At 68.2% G+C, this 17,211-nt stretch carries 27 protein-coding genes and 1 tRNA gene; 3 read left to right on the top strand and 25 right to left on the bottom strand.

The window, feature by feature from the left end; genetic code table 11:
• The 4 genes from RIF93_RS10485 to RIF93_RS10500 form a co-directional block, all read right to left on the bottom strand.
• The coding region (locus RIF93_RS10485) for a histidinol dehydrogenase (protein ID WP_309091074.1) at nt 1-677 on the bottom strand (677 nt) is incomplete at its 3' end.
• Between the two features lie 34 nt (nt 678-711).
• Entirely contained in the window at nt 712-1,146 is a 435-nt protein-coding gene (locus RIF93_RS10490; protein ID WP_309091076.1) for a DUF2948 family protein, read from the bottom strand.
• The gene (murA, locus tag RIF93_RS10495) at nt 1,146-2,438 is read right to left on the bottom strand and encodes a UDP-N-acetylglucosamine 1-carboxyvinyltransferase (protein WP_309091078.1); all 1,293 of its coding nucleotides are present in this window, start codon (nt 2,436-2,438) and stop codon (nt 1,146-1,148) included. Before murA ends, RIF93_RS10490 begins: the two co-directional genes overlap by 1 nt.
• A gap of 88 nt (nt 2,439-2,526) precedes the next feature.
• Entirely contained in the window at nt 2,527-2,673 is a 147-nt protein-coding gene (locus tag RIF93_RS10500; protein ID WP_309091080.1) for a hypothetical protein, read from the bottom strand.
• Between the two features lie 98 nt (nt 2,674-2,771).
• Between RIF93_RS10500 and RIF93_RS10505 the strand changes: the two genes are divergently transcribed.
• Nucleotides 2,772-2,846: transfer RNA gene (locus RIF93_RS10505), tRNA-Thr, on the top strand.
• Nucleotides 2,847-3,055: 209 nt separating this feature from the next.
• Entirely contained in the window at nt 3,056-3,595 is a 540-nt protein-coding gene (locus tag RIF93_RS10510) for a DUF2239 family protein (protein ID WP_309091082.1), read from the top strand.
• A 126-nt stretch (nt 3,596-3,721) separates the two neighbouring features.
• Here the strand turns inward: RIF93_RS10510 and RIF93_RS10515 are convergent, their stop codons facing one another.
• Genes RIF93_RS10515 through RIF93_RS10540 form a run of 6 tightly spaced genes read right to left on the bottom strand, consistent with a single transcriptional unit; the run spans nt 3,722 to nt 7,632 of the window.
• Nucleotides 3,722-4,153 carry a hypothetical protein gene (locus RIF93_RS10515; protein ID WP_309091083.1) on the bottom strand — a complete coding sequence of 144 codons (432 nt, stop codon included), beginning with the start codon at nt 4,151-4,153 and terminating at the stop codon, nt 3,722-3,724.
• Nucleotides 4,150-4,581, bottom strand: coding sequence for a D-Ala-D-Ala carboxypeptidase family metallohydrolase (locus RIF93_RS10520; RefSeq protein ID WP_309091085.1), 432 nt, complete (start codon nt 4,579-4,581; stop codon nt 4,150-4,152). Before RIF93_RS10520 ends, RIF93_RS10515 begins: the two co-directional genes overlap by 4 nt.
• Before the next feature lie 24 nt (nt 4,582-4,605).
• Nucleotides 4,606-4,845, bottom strand: coding sequence for a hypothetical protein (locus RIF93_RS10525; protein ID WP_309091087.1), 240 nt, complete (start codon nt 4,843-4,845; stop codon nt 4,606-4,608).
• Nucleotides 4,829-5,098: a hypothetical protein gene (locus RIF93_RS10530; RefSeq protein ID WP_309091089.1), complete on the bottom strand. Its 270-nt coding sequence runs from the start codon at nt 5,096-5,098 to the stop codon at nt 4,829-4,831. The genes RIF93_RS10525 and RIF93_RS10530 overlap by 17 nt, the downstream gene beginning before the upstream one ends.
• A complete protein-coding gene (locus tag RIF93_RS10535) occupies nt 5,095-6,072 on the bottom strand; it encodes a hypothetical protein (protein WP_309091091.1) in 978 nt (325 codons plus the stop codon). The genes RIF93_RS10530 and RIF93_RS10535 overlap by 4 nt, the downstream gene beginning before the upstream one ends.
• A 27-nt stretch (nt 6,073-6,099) precedes the next feature.
• On the bottom strand, nt 6,100-7,632 hold the full coding sequence (locus RIF93_RS10540; RefSeq protein WP_309091093.1) for a hypothetical protein: 1,533 nt from the start codon (nt 7,630-7,632) through the stop codon (nt 6,100-6,102).
• A gap of 265 nt (nt 7,633-7,897) precedes the next feature.
• Between RIF93_RS10540 and RIF93_RS10545 the strand changes: the two genes are divergently transcribed.
• Nucleotides 7,898-8,815, top strand: a complete 918-nt coding sequence (locus RIF93_RS10545) for a hypothetical protein (RefSeq protein WP_309091095.1) — start codon at nt 7,898-7,900, stop codon at nt 8,813-8,815.
• Here RIF93_RS10545 and RIF93_RS10550 read toward each other — a convergent pair.
• From RIF93_RS10550 to RIF93_RS10620, 15 genes are all read right to left on the bottom strand, one after another.
• Nucleotides 8,812-9,450: a hypothetical protein gene (locus RIF93_RS10550; RefSeq protein ID WP_309091097.1), complete on the bottom strand. Its 639-nt coding sequence runs from the start codon at nt 9,448-9,450 to the stop codon at nt 8,812-8,814. The two genes, RIF93_RS10545 and RIF93_RS10550, sit on opposite strands and share 4 nt — an antisense overlap.
• A 5-nt stretch (nt 9,451-9,455) precedes the next feature.
• Entirely contained in the window at nt 9,456-9,872 is a 417-nt protein-coding gene (locus tag RIF93_RS10555; protein ID WP_309091099.1) for a hypothetical protein, read from the bottom strand.
• Nucleotides 9,873-9,881: 9 nt separating this feature from the next.
• The gene (locus RIF93_RS10560; RefSeq protein ID WP_309091101.1) at nt 9,882-10,475 is read right to left on the bottom strand and encodes a hypothetical protein; all 594 of its coding nucleotides are present in this window, start codon (nt 10,473-10,475) and stop codon (nt 9,882-9,884) included.
• Nucleotides 10,475-10,720 (bottom strand): hypothetical protein, encoded by a 246-nt coding sequence (locus RIF93_RS10565; protein WP_309091102.1) that lies wholly within the window; start codon nt 10,718-10,720, stop codon nt 10,475-10,477. Before RIF93_RS10565 ends, RIF93_RS10560 begins: the two co-directional genes overlap by 1 nt.
• Entirely contained in the window at nt 10,720-11,343 is a 624-nt protein-coding gene (locus RIF93_RS10570) for a hypothetical protein (protein ID WP_309091104.1), read from the bottom strand. The genes RIF93_RS10565 and RIF93_RS10570 overlap by 1 nt, the downstream gene beginning before the upstream one ends.
• A 74-nt stretch (nt 11,344-11,417) precedes the next feature.
• Complete coding sequence (locus RIF93_RS10575) at nt 11,418-11,909, bottom strand: hypothetical protein (RefSeq protein WP_309091105.1); 492 nt, start codon at nt 11,907-11,909, stop codon at nt 11,418-11,420.
• Entirely contained in the window at nt 11,906-12,304 is a 399-nt protein-coding gene (locus RIF93_RS10580) for a hypothetical protein (RefSeq protein WP_309091107.1), read from the bottom strand. Before RIF93_RS10580 ends, RIF93_RS10575 begins: the two co-directional genes overlap by 4 nt.
• A gap of 55 nt (nt 12,305-12,359) precedes the next feature.
• Nucleotides 12,360-12,905 carry a DUF6973 domain-containing protein gene (locus RIF93_RS10585; protein WP_309091110.1) on the bottom strand — a complete coding sequence of 182 codons (546 nt, stop codon included), beginning with the start codon at nt 12,903-12,905 and terminating at the stop codon, nt 12,360-12,362.
• A gap of 128 nt (nt 12,906-13,033) precedes the next feature.
• Nucleotides 13,034-14,209 carry a P22 phage major capsid protein family protein gene (locus RIF93_RS10590; protein WP_309091112.1) on the bottom strand — a complete coding sequence of 392 codons (1,176 nt, stop codon included), beginning with the start codon at nt 14,207-14,209 and terminating at the stop codon, nt 13,034-13,036.
• Nucleotides 14,210-14,380: 171 nt separating this feature from the next.
• Entirely contained in the window at nt 14,381-14,665 is a 285-nt protein-coding gene (locus tag RIF93_RS10595; RefSeq protein WP_309091113.1) for a hypothetical protein, read from the bottom strand.
• Between the two features lie 20 nt (nt 14,666-14,685).
• Nucleotides 14,686-14,832, bottom strand: coding sequence for a hypothetical protein (locus RIF93_RS10600; RefSeq protein ID WP_309091115.1), 147 nt, complete (start codon nt 14,830-14,832; stop codon nt 14,686-14,688).
• Nucleotides 14,822-15,106, bottom strand: a complete 285-nt coding sequence (locus tag RIF93_RS10605) for a hypothetical protein (RefSeq protein ID WP_309091117.1) — start codon at nt 15,104-15,106, stop codon at nt 14,822-14,824. The genes RIF93_RS10600 and RIF93_RS10605 overlap by 11 nt, the downstream gene beginning before the upstream one ends.
• Nucleotides 15,107-15,240: 134 nt before the next feature.
• Nucleotides 15,241-15,576, bottom strand: a complete 336-nt coding sequence (locus RIF93_RS10610; RefSeq protein WP_309091119.1) for a hypothetical protein — start codon at nt 15,574-15,576, stop codon at nt 15,241-15,243.
• A 492-nt stretch (nt 15,577-16,068) separates the two neighbouring features.
• The gene (locus RIF93_RS10615; RefSeq protein WP_309091121.1) at nt 16,069-16,419 is read right to left on the bottom strand and encodes a hypothetical protein; all 351 of its coding nucleotides are present in this window, start codon (nt 16,417-16,419) and stop codon (nt 16,069-16,071) included.
• Between the two features lie 137 nt (nt 16,420-16,556).
• A partial coding sequence (locus RIF93_RS10620; RefSeq protein ID WP_309091123.1) for a hypothetical protein occupies nt 16,557-17,211 on the bottom strand: 655 nt, incomplete at its 5' end.

Below are 17,211 nucleotides of genomic sequence, written 5' to 3' on the forward strand. Positions count from 1 at the left end.
GCGTCGTCGCCATAGACCCGGCGCTTCGCTGCGGTCACGAAGGCGTTTCCTGGCCCGACGACTTTGTCGACCGGTCGGATCGGCCCGGCTCCATAGGCCAGCGCCGCCACCGCCTGCGCTCCACCCACTCGCCAGATCTCCGTCACGCCGGCGGCTTGGGCCGCGGCCAGCACGGCGGGCTGCAGGCGGCCCGGCGGCGTCACCATGGCGATGCGGTCCACGCCCGCCGCCGCGGCCGGCACCGCGTTCATCAGCACGGTCGAGGGGTAGGCGGCGCGACCGCCCGGAACATAGATCCCGACGGACTCCAGCGGGGTCCACCGCCAGCCCAATTCCACGCCAGCTTCGTCGATGAACCGCTGATCGCCGGGGCGCTGCCGCTCGTGGTAGGCGCGGATCCGCGCCGCAGCGAAGGCGATCGCGTCCCGCACCTCCGCTGAACAGGCCGCAGCGCCTTCGGCGATCTCCTCGGGGCTCACGCGCAGGGTCTCTTCCGTAAGCTCGACCTTGTCGAATTCACGGGCGTAGCGCAGCAGCGCCGACACCCCCTCCGCACGCACGGCCGCCAGCACATCGCGGACGATCGCATCCACCTCGTCGGGTGTGTCGCGGCGCTCGGCCACAAACGCGGCGAACGCGTCCTGAAAGCCAGGATCGGTGAAGGTGAAACGGCGCATGGCGCGCCTCTTTAGCCGTGCGAGGCGTCGGACGCTACGGCGCGTCGTCCTCGTGGGCTGGCTTCCGCGGCGTCGGCCAAGGTTGCGAGACGTCCGCCAGCACGGCGTCGACGCACTCCACCTGGGCTCGCAGATCGCCGCCGCCCGCGAAGCTGAGCGTCACCGTTCCGCCTGGGGCTTCGGCCGGCTCGAAGGTCACCGCCAGCAGCTCGACCACCGCATCCGGTCGATCGCGACGCACCTTCCGGGCCTTGAGGTCGAGCACGCCGCCCAACTGCAGCGCCGAGCGCACGCGCTGACGTACGCCCGCCTCCCAGCGGAAGCGGTTGAAGGCGAGGGTCAGCCGGCGCGCCCTGGGCTCGTAGACGACGTCGCCCACCTTCGCGACGGCGTCCTGCAACGCCGCCGAGATGATCGCGAGATCGTCGGCGTCCTCGGCCAGCAGTCGAAGCGGCGCTGCGTCGGCCATCAGTCCTCCTCGGCCTCGCCGTCGCCCTTGAGGCGCCGAACCTGGGCGCCGCACGCGCCCAGCTTCTCTTCCAGACGCTCGAAACCACGGTCAAGGTGGTAGACGCGGTTCACGACCGTCTCGCCCCGCGCCGCCAAGCCTGCAATCACGAGGCTCACCGAGGCTCGCAAATCCGTCGCCATGACCTGCGCGCCTTCCAGCGCATCGACCCCGCGCACCCTCGCCTCGCCGCCCTGCACCGTGATGTCCGCGCCCAAGCGGCGGAGTTCCGGCGCATGCATGAATCGGTTCTCGAAAATTGTCTCGCGGATGACGCTCTCGCCGTCCGCCAGGGTCATCAGCGCCATGAACTGGGCCTGCAGGTCCGTCGCAAAGCCGGGGTAAGGGTCCGTCTCGACCTCAACGGCGTTCAGGCGGGCGCCGTTGCGCTTGATCGTCACCCCGTCGTTATGAGGGGTGATGTCGACGCCGGCCTCGACCATCTTGTCGAGCAGCGCCTGGATGAAGTCGCTGCGGGTGCGCGTCAGCCGCACTTCCCCTCCGGCCATGGCGGCGGCTAGCGCGTAGGTGCCGGTTTCAATACGATCCGGCAGAACGGCGTGGGTGGCGCCAGAGAGCCGGCTGACGCCCTGGATTCGGATTTCAGAAGTCCCCGCCCCCGTGACCCTGGCTCCCATCTTGTTCAGGCAGTCCGCGAGGTCGTCGATCTCAGGCTCGCACGCCGCGTTGCGGACCACCGTCTCGCCGTCGGCCAGAACGGCTGCGAGCAGCGTATGCTCGGTGGCGCCGACCGAAACGAACGGAAACTCGATCTCCGCGCCCTTCAGCCCGCGCGGAGCCTGGGCGTAGACATAGCCTTCGTGCAGGTCGATCCGCGCACCCAGCGCCTCCAGCGCCTGCAGGTGCAGGTCCACCGGCCGCGCGCCGATCGTGCAGCCGCCGGGCAGCGAGACTTTCGCCTGACCTGACCGAGCCAGGAGTGGCCCCAACACATTGAACGAGGCTCGCATCTGCCGGACCAGATCGTAGGGTGCGAAGCCGCTGACGATCTCGCGGGTGGTGAGGACGGTTTCGGGCCCGTCCGCGCCGTCGGCTTCGATCACCTCGGCGCCCAGGCGCTGCAGCAGCTTGCCCAAAAAGCGCGTATCCGCCAGCCGCGGCATGTTGGTCAGCCGCAACGGCTCGTCGGTCAGCAGGCTGGCGGCCATCAGCTTGATGGCCGAGTTCTTGGCGCCGCTGATGGGGATCTCCCCCTCCAGGCGCGCGCCGCCGGTGATGGCGATGCGGTCCAATCCTAATCCTTCGCAGCACACGGAGCCGCGCGGAGCCGCGGTCGCCTGGGGCCGATATCTAGCGCGCGCGTGGAACGGCGCAATGGCCTCAGTCGGGCGCCGTGCTGCTCTTCTTCCCCGAATCAGCGGCGCGGTGCGCGGCCTTGCGGCGGCGCAGGTTCGCCCGCAGCGCGGCCGCGAGCTTGGCCTCACGTGATTCCGCGCCGGGCTTCGGGTCCTTGTCCTTCGGCTCCATGGCTGAAGGGGTGCGGCGAGGCGCCCGCATCGTCAAGCGGCTCGGCTACAGATAGGGGCTTCACGAGCCGCGCCGCGCCCGCTATAGCGCGCGCCTTCGCCGCCGTAGCTCAGTGGTAGAGCGCATCCTTGGTAAGGCTGAGGTCGGCAGTTCAATCCTGCCCGGCGGCACCACGTCTCCCCGGTCCTGATCGGATCGGGGAGACGCCACTTCCCCACAACGTTGTGCTCCGACACTAAGCGCGCGCAGACGCGGCTGCTTTAGCGCCGAGCAGAATGGGCATCGCTCCCGACAGCTCGCGCCAGCATCTAGTTTTACCCGGCTATTATTGACGGGAGTGGCTACGGCGTTAGAAGGGCTGCTCCGCCTCCGGGAAACGTTCGTGCCGTTCACCGCCTTCGAAGGGACCCGCCAGCTGGCCTCGGGCGACTTGACCGTCGTATCGGAAACCGCACGCCAAGCGCTCGCGCGCGGAGCTGCACGGGTCCTGATCCTCGATGACGACACCGGCGCGCAGCTCGACCTGCCGGCCGGAGCTGAGACAGATTCGCCTGCGCCGGAACGCCCAGCCCGTGGCCGGCCGAAGCTCGGCGTCGTCGCGCGTGAGGTCACCCTCCTTCCTCGTCATTGGGAGTGGCTCGCCACGCAGCCCGGCGGCGCGTCCGCCGCGCTTCGCCGCCTGGTCGAGGAGGCCCGCCGCGCGAGCCAACACACCGATCAGGCGCGAGAGGCGCAGACGGCCGTCTATCGCGCCATGTCGGTGCTGGCCGGGGATCTTCCCGGGTACGAGGAGGCGCTTCGGGCGCTCTACGCGCGCAATGACAGCCGCTTCGACGACCTCATCGCCGATTGGCCGGCGGACGTCGGCGCCTACATCGGCCGCCTGGCCGCGGCGGAACGCCAGATGCGGGCGCCCGCCTAACGCCTCCTGCCGCTCCGCGCCTCCGCCTCCAGGGCGTGCTCGGCCTCGTGCGTTTCGACCGCAAGCCGGCGCGCCGCATCGCAGGCCACGATCTGCGCGCCCCGCGTCGCGTACCCAACCTCCAAGTCAGCCTGGGTCGGCCGCTCCGGAAGCAGGTGTATGGCGCACGGCCGGCTGGCTTCCGGCGGCGTCTGGATCTGCGGCGCATCCGGCCAGCTCGGGCGCGGCGAGGCACAGCTGGCGATCATGATCGCGAAGCCGAGAGGCGCGATCGGCGGCAAGGGGCGCATGGGCGTCCTCCGAAGTCATGGCGTCTTGAGTGAGCTGGGTGACCGTGCGGGCGGCGACATCGCGTCGGCGAACGACGACCTCCACACGATGGGCGCTGTCGCGTTCGGCTCGCGCTTCCAGGCCTGCGACCGCGGCTCGCGCGAGCGCGGCGTCCACCTTCGGGCGCTCACGCGCCGAGCCTTCCATGCGCCCCTTCCAGTAGAGGCCGAGCGCCGAGACGAGCAGGACGCCCGCAGCAACGAGCGTGGCGATCCAGCGGGCGCTCATGGCCGTAACCCCAGCTCGTAGCCGCCGCCCGGCCGCTTCGTCAGCACCTGCCGCCGCAGGCGCGGATCGAACGAGACGTGGACCCACGTCCCCTCCTCGATGAGCTGGTCGAAGCTGAGATTGGAGCCGGCGATCGCCTCGCAAACGGCGCGGGGCGCACCGTAGCCGTAGCAATTGAAGTCGACGGCGTGGCCCGTCAGGTGGGCCGAGGTCCTGGCGCCGCCGACGAGCCGGTTCAGCGCCGGACAGCGATAGCCGCTCGATACGGTGATCACCCGGTCGCCTAGCAGCCGTCGGATCTCCTCCATTCGCGCGGCTGTCATCCGTAGCGTGCCCACCACCTCCGGCGGCGGGGTATTGTCGATCTCGCGGTGCTGCGTGCACGCGAGCTCTTCCAGCGCGAAGTGCGCCGTCAGCTTGGTCGTCATGTCGATGTTGTCCTTGAGTGGGGGCTACTCGGCCCCACGCCGGGCGGCGGCGGCGAGCTTCGCCCAGTCCGTGACGGTCGCCCCGGCGAGATAAAGCGTCGCCATGATCACGTTGGCCCCGATCAGGGCCAATCCCAGCCATTTCAGCGCGCCGGGATCATCGATGCGCCAGATGATGACGACGACGCCGGCGCTGTTCAGCAGAGTCGAGGCGTAGGTGTAGATTCGCCGGTAGATCCAGCGCACCTCAATCGGCGGGAGCATGGTGCGCCTCCTGCAATGCGACCGGCGCCGCGGCTTCCAGACGCTCGATCCGTGCAGCGTTCACGCTCCACACCTGAGCCATAGCCCAGGCGAGCAGCGCCACGACCAGCGCCCACGAACGGTTCTTCAGGCCCTCGACGGCCTGCAGAGTCGAAGCCGCCGCCGTCTTAATTTCTCCAAGCCGCTCCTCGCAGCGGGCCTCGTGGTCGGTCAGCCGCTGCTCGAGGGCGGCCAGGCGTTCGGATTGGGTCATTTCATGCTCGGCCACGACCCCTCGAGAGTGGCGCTCACGCCCTTTTTCTTGCTGGTGGTCTTGGCGTGCTCGGTCTCGTTCGTCTGCTCGCCAGCGAAGAGCGCGAGCGGAAGTCCGCTCAGCATCGCCACCAGCTGCTGCGTGCTGGTGATCGGCGCCTGCCGATAGTCCTGCTCGATCCCCCGCAGGGCATCGCCCAACTCCGCCTGCGCGGTAATGTTGGCCCGCTGGTTGGCCTCGTAACCGTTGGCGAGGCCCGCGAGCTGGTCTGCGGCGCGGAGCCGCTGATCCTGGCCCGCCATGTACTGGCTGACGCGCTGGTTCCAGTCCTGCTGCGTCACTTGCGCATTCAGCGCCGCCGCCTGCTGGCGTCGGTTCGCGTCCTCGCTCGACAGCGCCGCGCCCCGGTTGAAAGCCTGGTCCCGCAGGTTGGCGCTGGTGCTCGCGCGGCCCCGCAGGATAGCGTCCTCGGTCATCGACCGGGTGAGCGCCGCCCCTGAGCCGCCGAAGGCGCCCGAGCCGGCGAGGTCCAGGTCCTGCTGGGCTCGCGTCTGCCCGGCGCCGTGATCGAAATCGGCAAGAGCCGCATCCACCACATCCTTGGTGTACGGGCTCATGTAGGCCGACAGGTTGTCCAGCAGGCTCTCACCCCGAACAGCCGGGGTCGCCGGGGCTTGCATGTAATTGTCGAGCCAGTTGGAGCTCGCGACGCCGCGCGCCACGTCGATGGCGCCTTCGTGGTTCCACAGCTGCCCGCCCAGGTTCTGCGCGGTATTGGCCGCCTGCGACTGGAGCCCGTGAGCCGGCGCGACCAGCGACTGCGGGTCGACCGACGTCAGGCTGCCGACACGGCCAGCCACGCCTTGCGTGAGATTTGAAGCCCACTCCGGGATGATCGGCGTGCGGGTTGAGGTGGCCGTGCGATCCGAGGTCGTCTTCGTCTTCGAAGCGGATCCTCCAATGCTGAAGCCCATGGGACACTCCTTGTTGGGTTGAGATCGTCAGCGCCCGCCTGCGGGCGCGACGTCGAACATCGGCTTACCGATCCGGCAGCCCGTCGGCGCGCTCTCGCCCGAGAAGCGCACCCGGAAGAGCCGCCCGCTCATCAGCAGGTCCGTCTTGGCCTCGCCGGGCGCCATCGCCTTCGGCGCCGAGACCTGCGCAGATCCCTGTGGGGAGAACCTTGCCGCGAGCGTGACCGACACCGAACCCGCCTGATCTTTGAAGTCCGGCCACAGCTCGCGCACCAGCAGGGTCCGCTCTGGGTCGAGCGCGCTGTCCGCCGTTTCGATGAACCAGGCGAACTTCGCGCCATCGGCGGAGCGGCCCTTCTCATGGAAGTAGATCGAGCCGTCGTAGGCCACGCCGATGGGATAGGCCGAAGGTCCGGCGTCCACGAACGCAGTGCGGGCCATGATCCCGCGGTGCCAGGCGCCGGCGTCCGGCCCGCTCAGGGCGACGGCCAGATAACGGCTGTTCTCATAGCCGTCGCGACGGTCGGGATAGTCGAACCGAACCTCCGAGAATTCCGCGTTGGACGAGGCGACGACCTTGTCGCCCTGGCTCGCGGCCAGCTCCTCGGCGAAGTCGCGGCGGATCGGACATGGGATCGGCTCGGGCTGGCCGCCGAGCGCATAGCGATAGAACTGCCGGTCGGGGCTCACCCAGAACGCGTGCTGGCCCACCACGACTGCAGCGTTCGGACCTATCAGTCCGCAGTTGCGGCCCACCCGGTCGAACCGCCAGGGCTGGTTCAACGCGCCCACGAACGTGCCGAGGAAGAGGGCGTCGCCGGTCCACACCAGCATGTACGGCCCGCACATCCGCCCCGCTACGATCCGCCCGCCGCCAGTCAGGATGTATTCGCGCGCCGTTGAGCCGGACGCGCTCGTGCTCCACTGCGTGTTGTTGCGGATCGACGAGTGCCGGATGCACAGCGGGTTGAAGACGCCGGAGACCTCCTCGTTGCACCCCAGCGCGAACACCTGGTAGCCGCCGTTCAGGGGCGCCACGAGCATGTGGGTCACGTTGGCCGGGGCGTTCGCGAGGGGCTGAGCCTTCACAGCCGCGTCGTTGGCCCAGGCGAAGATCGTCTGATGCCGAGGCGAGGCCAGCAGCTGCTGCCCCCACGCGCCGAACGACCAGGTCAGCGGGAAGTAGTCGGTCACCGACGGCAGGCCGTAACCGCCTTTCCCATAAGCGCCGGTCCCATACCCCGCTGAACCTGCGCCATCGATGACCCCCGGCGTGAAGCCTGACGTCGGCGTGATGTCGAACAGGGCTCCGCCGCGCCAGAGTTGCAGCTTGGCGTGGGTTCCGAATGCGATGTTCAGCGTCCCGACATTGTCCGTCCAGGGAAACACCGCGCGGCAGACGCCGATGAGCTTCTCCTGCGTCAGGCTCTCCCAGCCGCCGATGGTCTGCGGCAGGCCCAGTCGGAAGCGCACGTTCGAGCCGTCGGCCCAGCGTCCGGCGCCGGCAAACGTCGTGTCGTCGCCGAACAGCCCCGGCGGGGGTTCGAGGGGAATGCGCATGAAGGTTCCTGTGTTAAGCGTCGGGCATCAGGCGCGGCCAACGTGTTGGCGCTGAAGGCGAACGTGGTCCGGCGGACCTTCGTCAGCAGGGTCGTAGTCAGGCTCTCACCACCGCAATCGCCGGACGACCGGATCACAACCAACCGGAAGCGGACGCATGTCCGGTCGGCCATCGCTCCTCTGTCGCAGCGTCGTGGCATTGCCATTCAGGCCGGAGCGAGTTGGAGCGGGATGCGCACCGCGCCTCCTGTGATAGGTGTTCACCATGAGCAAACGCGCAGCGGACTTCCATGCGAGGGGAAGCGTTCATGCCTTGCGAGGTGAGTGGTCGAAAGCTGAACCGCACCTTCGGCTTGCGGCCTCTACCGGGGCCGGCCCCGCGGCTCGCCACGCACTTGCGCTTGCCCTGTTGGCACAGGGGCGGCTGCGCGAAGGTCTCCCGCTATACGCTCACCGCGCGTCCGTTCCTGGCCTTGGCATCGCCAAGCCACGCTTCGCAGCGCCGGAATGGACGGGTGGCGACCTGACCGGAAAGCACTTGGTGGTGTTTCCCGAGCAGGGACTGGGCGATCAGATTATGTTCGCCCGGTACGTCCCCGAGCTTCGCGGCCTCGCCGCAGACGTGACATTCATATGCTTGCCGCCGCTTGTCCGTCTGTTCGAGCAGCTGGGGGTCCGCACGGTGCCCGCCGCGGGGACGTTGGAATTTCCGGAGCCGGACGCCTGGGTGATGCTGGCCGATCTGCCTCTGCGGTTAGAAGCTTTCGATCTTGAGGGCGCGCCGTACCTAAGCGCTCCCGCGAGAAGTCCAGGCGGGATTGGGCTGGTGCGGAGGGGGAATCCCAAGCACCCAAATGACCTCGCCCGCTCAATGCCAGATGGAATAGAACCGCCTTTCCCCACCGTCAGCCTCGCCCCAGAAGACACCGGCGCGCTCGACTTCATGGACACCGCCGAAATCGTCGCGGGGCTCGACGCCGTCGTCAGCGTGGATACGTCCATAGCCCACCTGGCGGGTGCCCTCGGAAAACGAACGTTTGTGATCTTGCCCGAGATAGGGCCGGATTGGCGCTGGGGCGAAAGGATCGAGCGCACCGCCTGGTATGACAGTGTTACTCTCATCCGACTCAACGCCCAGTTTGATTGGGCCGCTGCCCTGGTGGAAATTAGCAGGAGGCTCTAGGGCCTGACGAACAGCACAATCGCGAGACCGTTGCCGCCGACGCCAGCGCCCGAGCCGGCGTCACCACCCCCGCCGCCCGGCGACGTTCCAGGGTCGGGAGTATTGCTGCCTGTTCCTCCTGCCCCGCCGCGAAACGGCAGGTTGGCCGGCGCGCCTGCGCCACCGTTGTTTGTGTCCTTGCTCCCTCCACCGCCGCCCCCGGTGCCGCTGCCCGCCGCACCGCTACTGCTTCCAGAGCCGCCGGGGGAGCCGTTCAGATTGACATCCCCTCCCCACGCTGTGCCGCCCGACTGGCCGATCGCTCCACCTGCCGAGACTATCGTGCCGTCCGGCATCGTTGCCGTGGTGGCGCTAGCACGCGCGCCGACGTTCAGAGCTACCGCCTGCGAAGTCGTCAGGAACACAGTTTTCTCGCAATAAGCGCCGGACCCGCCGCCCCATGAACTGGCGCCACCGTTTGCCCCTCCGCCCCACAGCACGAACTTCCAATAGCCGGATTGCAACGGGCGAAAGCTATAGGTGCCTGGCGTGTACTGATTGGGCGATGGCGTCGGGCGCGTCGCATCTCGCGTGGCGATTGGCTTCGCCGCGATGCTCTTGAGTGCGGCGATGCCGAGACGATTGATGGTCTTCATCGGCGCTAGAGCTCTTCATACTCGGCGTCAAAGACGATGCCCGCGGCCAGGCTCACGCCGATGTCCACGTAGAGCATGTCGCCCGCCTCCAGGCGGAGCGGGTTGGTCTCGCCGAAGCCGCCCAGGTCGGTTGAGAAGGCGCCCGCCGCCGTCGAGACCGTAGCCGCCGGCATCGTCGCCTGCCGGACCAGCCGCTTGGTCGCGCCGCCATTCTTGGAGAGGTAAAGGCCGAGGCGCGTCGCCGCGACCGTCGCCCGCGGTGTCGCCTTGAGCGCATAGACGATGGCGCCGTTCGAACCGGCGGTCAGAAGGGCCACGACTGTCGTCGGGCTGTCGTCCAGATCCGTGTTGGCGGTGTCGCAAACCGCGTAAGCCGTCTTCAGCGTCTGCGCTGAGACGAAGCCGTTTTGGGTGACGGGCATTCCTGTTTCCTATGCGCTGAGGGCGATCGCCATGGCGGCGGTGCGGCCGAGGATGGCGGTTTGGTAGTCGGACAGATCGGAGGCGGCCGGGCGCCGCCAGAAGACGTTGGCTCCGTCCGAGAACAGATACTTGTTCGCCTGCCCGACCGGGCCCGGAACGGCGCCAGAACTGGCCGCCACTGCTCCGACGTACTCCTTTAGGGCGAGCCCCCCGAAGCTGATGGAGTGGACGTTTGCGCCGTCGCAGAAGACCAGGGTGCTGTCGCCCGCATCGATGGTGATGGTTGCCCCGGCCCCCGTCGTGACGGTCAGGGCGACGGTGGTGGCGTTGTAGATGAAGTACGACTTGCTGACTGGCGGCAGGGTTATGTTGGCGGCGCCCAGGAGGGAGCCGGTGAACTTGATCATCGCCGCCCGCGCTTCGTCGTCGGCGGCGTTCGCCGTCTTCAGCGTGTAGTCGCCGGTGATCGCCTTCGTCAGCCAGCCTGCGATGGCGTAGTCGGCGCGGGCGAGGGTCGCGTTCAGCTTCTCGCCCCAGAGGTTGATGTTCTCGCCCGTGAACTGCAGCTCGAAACGCAGCGATGGCGACCAGGATGAAGGCATCAGACGATCACGGCTCCCGTGTCTTGGCGGATCCAGTTGGCCCCGTCGGAATGGGCGAGGATGTTGAGGTCGGTGACGAGCGCCAGGCAGCGCGGATAGGCCGACGCGGGCGGCAGGCCGGCCTGGCTGGTGGCGAACAGCGGCGTGGGCGCCCCCGGCGCCTGCAGCGCCGAGATGGCGTCGTGGAAGCCCTTCAGGACGGCGCGTACGTCCTCGGGCAGGCCCGGCCCGATCGGCAGCAGCATCAGACCCGCGCCTCGACCAGCGCCGGCAGCTCGCTGCCGAGCGTCCGCGCCGCCCGGCTGCGGGCCTCCTTGGTGTTGGCCTCGCCGATCGCGCGGGCCAGGCGCGCCTCATAGGCTTGAGCCAGCTCTGCGTCGCGCAGCAGCGGGGCCGCCTCACACAGGGTGGCGAAGAGGTAGACGTCCGGATGATCGGCCAGCAGCGCATTCGTCGGGGCTGCGTCCGACAGCGCGAACTTCCGCAGCATCCTGAAGGTGAAGCTGTAGGCCTGGTCGCACGGCCGGTCGAACGCCAGGTTGGTTCCGTCCACCGTCCAAGCCGCGGGCTCCCCGCGCAGCGAGGAAGCTCCCATCAGCGTGGGCTCGAGGAACGACAACGCCTGCCGCCCCTCGGGACCCACGATCCAAAGCGCCAGCGGCTCGGCGAAGCCGGCTGGCAGCGGGATGGTGCGCGAGCCGAAGGTCGCGGTCAGCCCCTGCTCCACCTCGGCAAGCCGCGTGCGCAGCACGCGGTTCAGCCGCACCTCGGCCAAGCTGATGAACTCCGGGATGCGCGCGGTCAGGTCGCCGCGCACGAGCCAGTTCGCCGCCGCCGCCTGCAGCTCGGCGTAGGTTGTGATCGCCATGTATGATGTCCAAAGAAAAGGCCGCCCGGAGGCGGCCGTGAGGAGAGATTGGTGAAGCTCGGGCCGGTTCGTCCCTAGGAAGACGGCAAGCCCAGCTCGTCGTCGAAGCGCCATTCGGGCGCCCGATCGGATGAGGGCGCGGCGAACCAGCCATACCGCGCGACAAGCCGATCGCGACCTTCCACGCGCCAGCCCGCCGCAGACAGGCCGTGATGCCTCGTTGCGTAGCCTTCGTCGGTGCAGATGAGGCAGCGGCCCGTGTTGTCGAGCACCGTCAGACGGCGTCCTGGCCCGTCGCCGTACACCTTGGCTTCGATGCGCAGATCGTCACAGCGGCCGCGACAGGTCTGCACGACGTCGTCGACCGACACCTGCGTCACCCCGTGAAGGGAAGCGTCCGCGCCGCGGACCTCCAAAAGGAAATCAAAGGCTAGCGGACCCGCGGCCAACATCCTCGGCGCCAGCAGCATGGCAAGCCCAAGCAGCAGAGGTCCGGCAAACCCCGCCACGACGCCGATGCGGAATGCAAAGCTTCGCCTGTTGGAGTTTGAGGTGAGCGCGATCATCGCTGCCACCGCGAGGTCAGGCGTGGCGCTCCGGCCAGCAGGACCCCCTCAGCCGCCGTGCTCTCACGGAACAGTGCGTAGTCCCGGCAGACCACACATTCACCGTCCACATCGTGCGCCCGTACGGCCTTCAGGCTTGTGGCCATGCTTGCTGCTTCGACATCGTCGCAACCGTCGCGACATATCCAGCGCACTCGTGCGTCGCCGCCCTGGATTTCGACCATGGCCGCGCCTCGTGCGGTCATCGCCGCGCCGGAGACGGCGAGGTGCGGAGCGTCCGACCTCTCGACAAAGCCGAAGAACACCCACGTCGCCGCAACCGCTGCGAGTGCGAAGCCGAGCAGGATTCCGGCCCCGACCAGGAAGCCGCCGGAAAACCTCAGCAAACTCTGCATCCGCCCGCGAAGCTCCGCTGCAACGGCCCACCTTTGAACATAACGAGAACATAAGTCAAGGCTGGCGGTATCGCGCAGGGCGGCCGCGCTCATCGTAATCTGCTCGCACGTTCCTTCCAACGAGTTCACGAGTTGGCTTGGTCGGATAGGGCTGCAGTTGCGCCGGATCAATCGCGCGCCCCCCGCGCGCAGCCCTCAAGCCCTCAGCATTGTTGCGCATATCCATAAGGGACTCGGAGAACGTCTGAGGTACCGAAGAAAGCGTCCGTCCCGAGCGGAGCGACTTCGGAAGCAAACCAAGCTGCGCGCCCGCGTTCTGCAAGACGCTCGTAATAAGATTATCGGCTTCGTGCTGTGCTCCCGCCAAGCGAGCGAATACTGGGTCGATCTCCTCTGCCATGCGCTTGGACCACCTGGCATGCCGCACGGCGTCCCCCATGGTATTATGCGGGGGCAAGCCGCCGTTGAGCTGCTTCGCGCGAGCAGCTTCCTCTTTGGCGATGCGCTCCCCTTCAGCCTTTTTCGCCGGGAGATTCCACCACTGCTCGTGCGGATTCCGCCTTGGCGCTCGTGCGAGCGCGAGGTGATCCTCCAGCGTCATGCGGGGGAAACGGACATCTACCTCGTGTCACTGATAGCCATCGAACACTCACGGTCGCCTAAGGTGAAGATGCGGGCGGCCCTCCCACCGGGAGAGGGCCGCCCGCGGCTAGCGGAGAGAGGGGCCCGCTAGTTGTTGGCCATGCGGCAGGCGAGCTGCGGCCGGATCGTCTTGAAGCCGTAGAGCACGTCCAGACGGCACGGGAACTTGTCCGAGTTGATGTCGTACTGGCGCACGATCCGCATCGAGATGCCGTCGAACACCTCACGGCTGGCGAAGTCGACGCCGCGCGGCATCACCATGTCGGCCGTGGCAAAGGCGAAGGCGCCTTTCTGGTAGGCCATGGAGATCCCATGCGCCTGGCTTGCCGTGCCGGCGAAGGTGATCGCCGCGCCCGCGCCGGGCGAGCCCGACACGTTCTGCGCCGCGCCTGAGGTGACGATCGCGGGGCTGATCTGGATCGTGCCCGCGCCGCCCGCGAAGTCGGCCGTGACGACGAACTGCTGCAGCACGCCCGTCGACTGCTTGGTTTCGGGGTGCACGCGGTTGACGCCCGCGATGGTGAAGACGTCGCCGGCCTTCAGGCCGCCCGTGCCGGTGTTCACCGCCAGGGACGCGCCGGTCTGCCCGGCGCCGTTGACCAGGTAGCCCGCGCCGGCGCCCCTCACGTGCGACGGCCACAGGGTGTTCTCCATGAAATCGAACCCGGCAGTCCGGCCCATGAAGCCCTCGCGGTTCTGCTTGCTGATCGTGCCCTTGTCGTTGAACAGGCCCTTCAGGGCGTCGACCAGGTCGACGTTGTCCTGGGTGTTCAGGTTGCAGGTGCGGCCGTTCAGCGGCGCCAGGTTGTCCACCAGGATCTTCCGGCCCTGCAGGACTTTGGCGAAGCTCGCCGGCTGGCCGGTGTTGGTCACCTGGTTGTAGACGTCCTTGTACATGCTCATGGCGTCGGCCTCGATGTTCGCCGCCAGCACGCTCATGGCGGGCTCGATCACCCGCTCCGAGAAGTCGTCCAGGCTCATGGTCAGGTCGACGCTGGTGAAGTTCAGGTCGACGCCCTTCTGGGTCTGCACCTTCAGGTCCACTGAGCTCTCGATGGTGTCCTGGGCGGCAAGGTTCGCTCCCGTCCGCACGGTGTACTGGTTGGGCAGGCGCACCTTCAGGGTATCGCCCACCTTGGCGCCCTGGCGGGCGAAGCTGTCGTCGTATTCGCGCGTGATAGTGCCCACGAAGTTCAGCTTCTGGTGCAGCACGCGAAGCGCCTCCCGCGTCACCGCGGTGGCGGTCAGGATGGTGTTGGGCATCCGTCTTCCTTTGATGATGTTGATGTGGAGCCGCGCAGAAGCTCCCGAGGCGCGAGGCTCGCGCGTGCTCGGGCGCAGCCCGTCAGGGCGGCGGCAGGTGTCGACCGGTTAGGCCGTCATCGTCCCGGTTGCGGTGACCCATCGGGAAGAGCGGTCGGGCTCGGTCCTTGTCTACTTGATGGTCATCGGGTCCCTGACGCGCCGCGCAGGACCAAGGCCGATGCTTTCGCTCACCTCGACCTTCAGTCGTTCACGGCCCTCGATGCGCCAGCGCGCCGACAGCCCGATGGGGTCATAGGCCACGAACCGCTTCGGACCGCACGAGATGCATTCGCCCCCCGCGTCCCGCAGCTCGACCGCATAGTTCCTCTTGTCGGCGCCAGCTTCGTATCTGACGTGGTCGCAGGTTCCGTTGCAGGTCTGCGTGATGGAGCCTGCGTCGTGCAGCAGCTTCATCTGCCGCACGCCGTGCCGACTCAACGCCGGCCGTCTGCGACCACTTCCACAGTCGAGCCGAACTGATTGGAGAAGTAAGCGAGCGTGTAGAAGCCGCCGACGAGCAGGGCGGCGCCGATGAGTATTCCGACCGCGAACGACTGCCAGCCTCCCAGCTCATTCCGCATGGCCAGCCCTCCAAGCGAGGACAAGCTTAGGACCGCCGGCGAGCGTCCAGACGCCCAGCTTCTGCTCATCGTTCGAGTACCGGTTGCGGCAGAGAATGCAGAGGCCTGCAGAGTTGAGGACGCGCACGGCGTGCCGCCCATGAAGCTCTTCCTTGAGGACGAGGTCGTCGCAAGTGTCTTGGCATCTGGTCTTCAGGGCCCCCAAGCCCGAGACCTCGACGGCCGCCCCGCCGCTCCGCGACACGCTCGCGCCGCTGACGACGAGCTCGTTCATCGCCGCAGGCTCCGGCCTAGAGGCCTCGGACCCGAGCCGCAGGATGGCGGACCACGAAGAAGACGAGCGGGGTCGCCACGACGCCGACCGCGACGCCCAACAGAAGCTGCGGAAGCTTGAACATCGCGCCTCGTCTATTCCCAATCGCCGAAGAAGGAACGGCTTTCCTGCTTCACGCCGAGGGGGCGACCCGCGATCACGAAACGCTCGGGGAAGAGACCGTCCTGGTAGCGGTTCTCGAGGCCAGGCTCGAGGCGGATGGCTCGCCCCTCCGCGTCCACGACGCGGATCGTCAGGCCCGTCTCGCCGGGCACGCCGCCGCCGACCCGTAGGTCGTCGCACGCGTCCCTGCAGGCCTGCGTGAGCTCGCCGCCGTCGGTATTCCACACCTGGACGCGGCGCCCTCCGCTGGCCGTTACGTCCTGCCCGTTCACGACCACCTGGAAGTCGGGCGTCAAGCCGCTGCGCATCCAGAACCATCCGCCCAGAGCGACGGCCCAGAACACGACGCCGGTTACGAGTCCGATGCTCAGGCCCCTACGAAACGTGCGCTGGGGTTTGCGCGCGCTCTCCCCAGACGTGGTCATCGCTCAGCCTCTGCACGCACGCGCACACGATTGCCGGCGGCGTTGAACAGCCGCGCGCTGTCGGCCACGAGGGACCCCGTGAGCTCATCGCAACGCCCGCGACACTGTTGCGTCAGCGTTTCCCCCCAACTGGCGTGAACCACCCGAACCGCGCCGGCCGCGGAAGCTGCGGCGCCTGAGGGTCGCGGTTCGTGCGACAGCTCGCTGATCCAATGACTCGGCCACGCGATGACGAGGATGAGCAGGACTGGGAGCATCACCAACCCAAGGGCTAGGCCCAGCGTCAAACCGCCGATGAAGCGCACGAATCCCACGCCCTCTCCGCTCGCGACCACGAACATATCCGGAACATACTCCGGTCGCACGGTCAAGCTGCTACCGTGATCGCCCCCGCGGCGCGGTCTGCAGATCCCGCAGGTCAACCGGCCGCCCCTCGGCGGCCGCGCGGAAACCCACCTCGTTGTTGTGCAGGTCCATCTCGGCAGAGGCCAGGATCTCGCGCAGGTTCCGGGGGCGCTCGTTGGTGGGGACGCCCACGCCCGAGGCCGCATAGTTCACCCCATGCTGCGCACCTCGAGCGATCTCGCCTACGACGCCGCCCAGACGCGCCCACCCCGTGCCCACCTCCAAGGCCGCCTGCCGCGCACCCTGGCCGTGCCGCAGCGCGTCGACAGCATTGTCTTCGCCGGGGAGGCGCAGGGCCCCCTCCTTCCGAATCTCGTCCAACCGCTTCACCTTGGCTGGCAGATTCCACCACTGCCTCGGCGCGGGCCGGTCCAAGTCGAACGCCCCACGGAGCGCTCGCGTGTTCGCGGCGATGAGCGCGTCCGCCTGCGCTCGAAGATCACCTGTCTTCGACGTCATCACCGCCCCTTCGCCATCTGTTCGTTGCGCCGGCGCATCCATTCCTTGGTGCCCAGCTCGTCCCGCACGCCCCCGCCGGTCGCCAGGCCGGCGACCGAAACGGCTGGCCGCACGCTCTGCGCCCGCGCGGCCAGCTCCTCCTGGCCCGCCTGATCGGCGCGCCAGGCTTTGTGCAGCAGCTTCCACAGGCGCGGATCGGCCGTCTCGGCCAGCTCCTCCAGCGTCACGCCGAAGGCCTGGGCGTACTCCACCAGCTTCGCGGCCGTCTCCGGGGACCACCCTTCGATCTCCTGCGACAGCTTGCGTCCGGTTTCGGCCATCCGCTCCGCCGCCTCTCTCGCCCGGCGCAGCTCGTCCTGCCGCTCGGCGTGCGACAGCGCCTGCGCAAAGTCGTCGCGAAGCCGCTGGGTGTCCTGATACGCCTCCCACAGGTCGTGAGCGCGTTCCGGTTCGCCGTCGGCGAGCGCCCGCCAGTCGACCCCTTCGAACGCCTCCAGCTGCCGCTCCAGCGCCGCCAGCGTCGCCCGGTCGGCGGACGCACCCTGCCAGGCGCCCCGCTCCGCCTCCAGCGCCCGGCGCTGCTCGGCCAGTTCCTGGGTCTTGCGGGTATAATCGGCCTGCCGCAGGAACGCGCCTTTCAGCGCGCCGGGCAGC

The organism is Phenylobacterium sp., assembly GCF_031181185.1.
Taxonomy (GTDB): domain Bacteria; phylum Pseudomonadota; class Alphaproteobacteria; order Caulobacterales; family Caulobacteraceae; genus Phenylobacterium.

What these genes read in the sequence shown, in the direction of transcription:
- RIF93_RS10490 (WP_309091076.1), bottom strand. Translation starts at nt 1,146, where the DNA reads ATGGCCGACGCAGCGCCGCTTCGACTGCTGGCCGAGGACGCCGACGAT.
- RIF93_RS10500 (WP_309091080.1), bottom strand. Translation starts at nt 2,673, where the DNA reads ATGGAGCCGAAGGACAAGGACCCGAAGCCCGGCGCGGAATCACGTGAG.
- RIF93_RS10515 (WP_309091083.1), bottom strand. Translation starts at nt 4,153, where the DNA reads ATGAGCGCCCGCTGGATCGCCACGCTCGTTGCTGCGGGCGTCCTGCTC.
- RIF93_RS10520 (WP_309091085.1), bottom strand. Translation starts at nt 4,581, where the DNA reads ATGACGACCAAGCTGACGGCGCACTTCGCGCTGGAAGAGCTCGCGTGC.
- RIF93_RS10525 (WP_309091087.1), bottom strand. Translation starts at nt 4,845, where the DNA reads ATGCTCCCGCCGATTGAGGTGCGCTGGATCTACCGGCGAATCTACACC.
- RIF93_RS10530 (WP_309091089.1), bottom strand. Translation starts at nt 5,098, where the DNA reads ATGACCCAATCCGAACGCCTGGCCGCCCTCGAGCAGCGGCTGACCGAC.
- RIF93_RS10535 (WP_309091091.1), bottom strand. Translation starts at nt 6,072, where the DNA reads ATGGGCTTCAGCATTGGAGGATCCGCTTCGAAGACGAAGACGACCTCG.
- RIF93_RS10540 (WP_309091093.1), bottom strand. Translation starts at nt 7,632, where the DNA reads ATGCGCATTCCCCTCGAACCCCCGCCGGGGCTGTTCGGCGACGACACG.
- RIF93_RS10545 (WP_309091095.1), top strand. Translation starts at nt 7,898, where the DNA reads ATGAGCAAACGCGCAGCGGACTTCCATGCGAGGGGAAGCGTTCATGCC.
- RIF93_RS10550 (WP_309091097.1), bottom strand. Translation starts at nt 9,450, where the DNA reads ATGAAGACCATCAATCGTCTCGGCATCGCCGCACTCAAGAGCATCGCG.
- RIF93_RS10555 (WP_309091099.1), bottom strand. Translation starts at nt 9,872, where the DNA reads ATGCCCGTCACCCAAAACGGCTTCGTCTCAGCGCAGACGCTGAAGACG.
- RIF93_RS10560 (WP_309091101.1), bottom strand. Translation starts at nt 10,475, where the DNA reads ATGCCTTCATCCTGGTCGCCATCGCTGCGTTTCGAGCTGCAGTTCACG.
- RIF93_RS10565 (WP_309091102.1), bottom strand. Translation starts at nt 10,720, where the DNA reads ATGCTGCTGCCGATCGGGCCGGGCCTGCCCGAGGACGTACGCGCCGTC.
- RIF93_RS10570 (WP_309091104.1), bottom strand. Translation starts at nt 11,343, where the DNA reads ATGGCGATCACAACCTACGCCGAGCTGCAGGCGGCGGCGGCGAACTGG.
- RIF93_RS10575 (WP_309091105.1), bottom strand. Translation starts at nt 11,909, where the DNA reads ATGATCGCGCTCACCTCAAACTCCAACAGGCGAAGCTTTGCATTCCGC.
- RIF93_RS10580 (WP_309091107.1), bottom strand. Translation starts at nt 12,304, where the DNA reads ATGCAGAGTTTGCTGAGGTTTTCCGGCGGCTTCCTGGTCGGGGCCGGA.
- RIF93_RS10585 (WP_309091110.1), bottom strand. Translation starts at nt 12,905, where the DNA reads ATGACGCTGGAGGATCACCTCGCGCTCGCACGAGCGCCAAGGCGGAAT.
- RIF93_RS10590 (WP_309091112.1), bottom strand. Translation starts at nt 14,209, where the DNA reads ATGCCCAACACCATCCTGACCGCCACCGCGGTGACGCGGGAGGCGCTT.
- RIF93_RS10595 (WP_309091113.1), bottom strand. Translation starts at nt 14,665, where the DNA reads ATGAAGCTGCTGCACGACGCAGGCTCCATCACGCAGACCTGCAACGGA.
- RIF93_RS10600 (WP_309091115.1), bottom strand. Translation starts at nt 14,832, where the DNA reads ATGCGGAATGAGCTGGGAGGCTGGCAGTCGTTCGCGGTCGGAATACTC.
- RIF93_RS10605 (WP_309091117.1), bottom strand. Translation starts at nt 15,106, where the DNA reads ATGAACGAGCTCGTCGTCAGCGGCGCGAGCGTGTCGCGGAGCGGCGGG.
- RIF93_RS10610 (WP_309091119.1), bottom strand. Translation starts at nt 15,576, where the DNA reads ATGCGCAGCGGCTTGACGCCCGACTTCCAGGTGGTCGTGAACGGGCAG.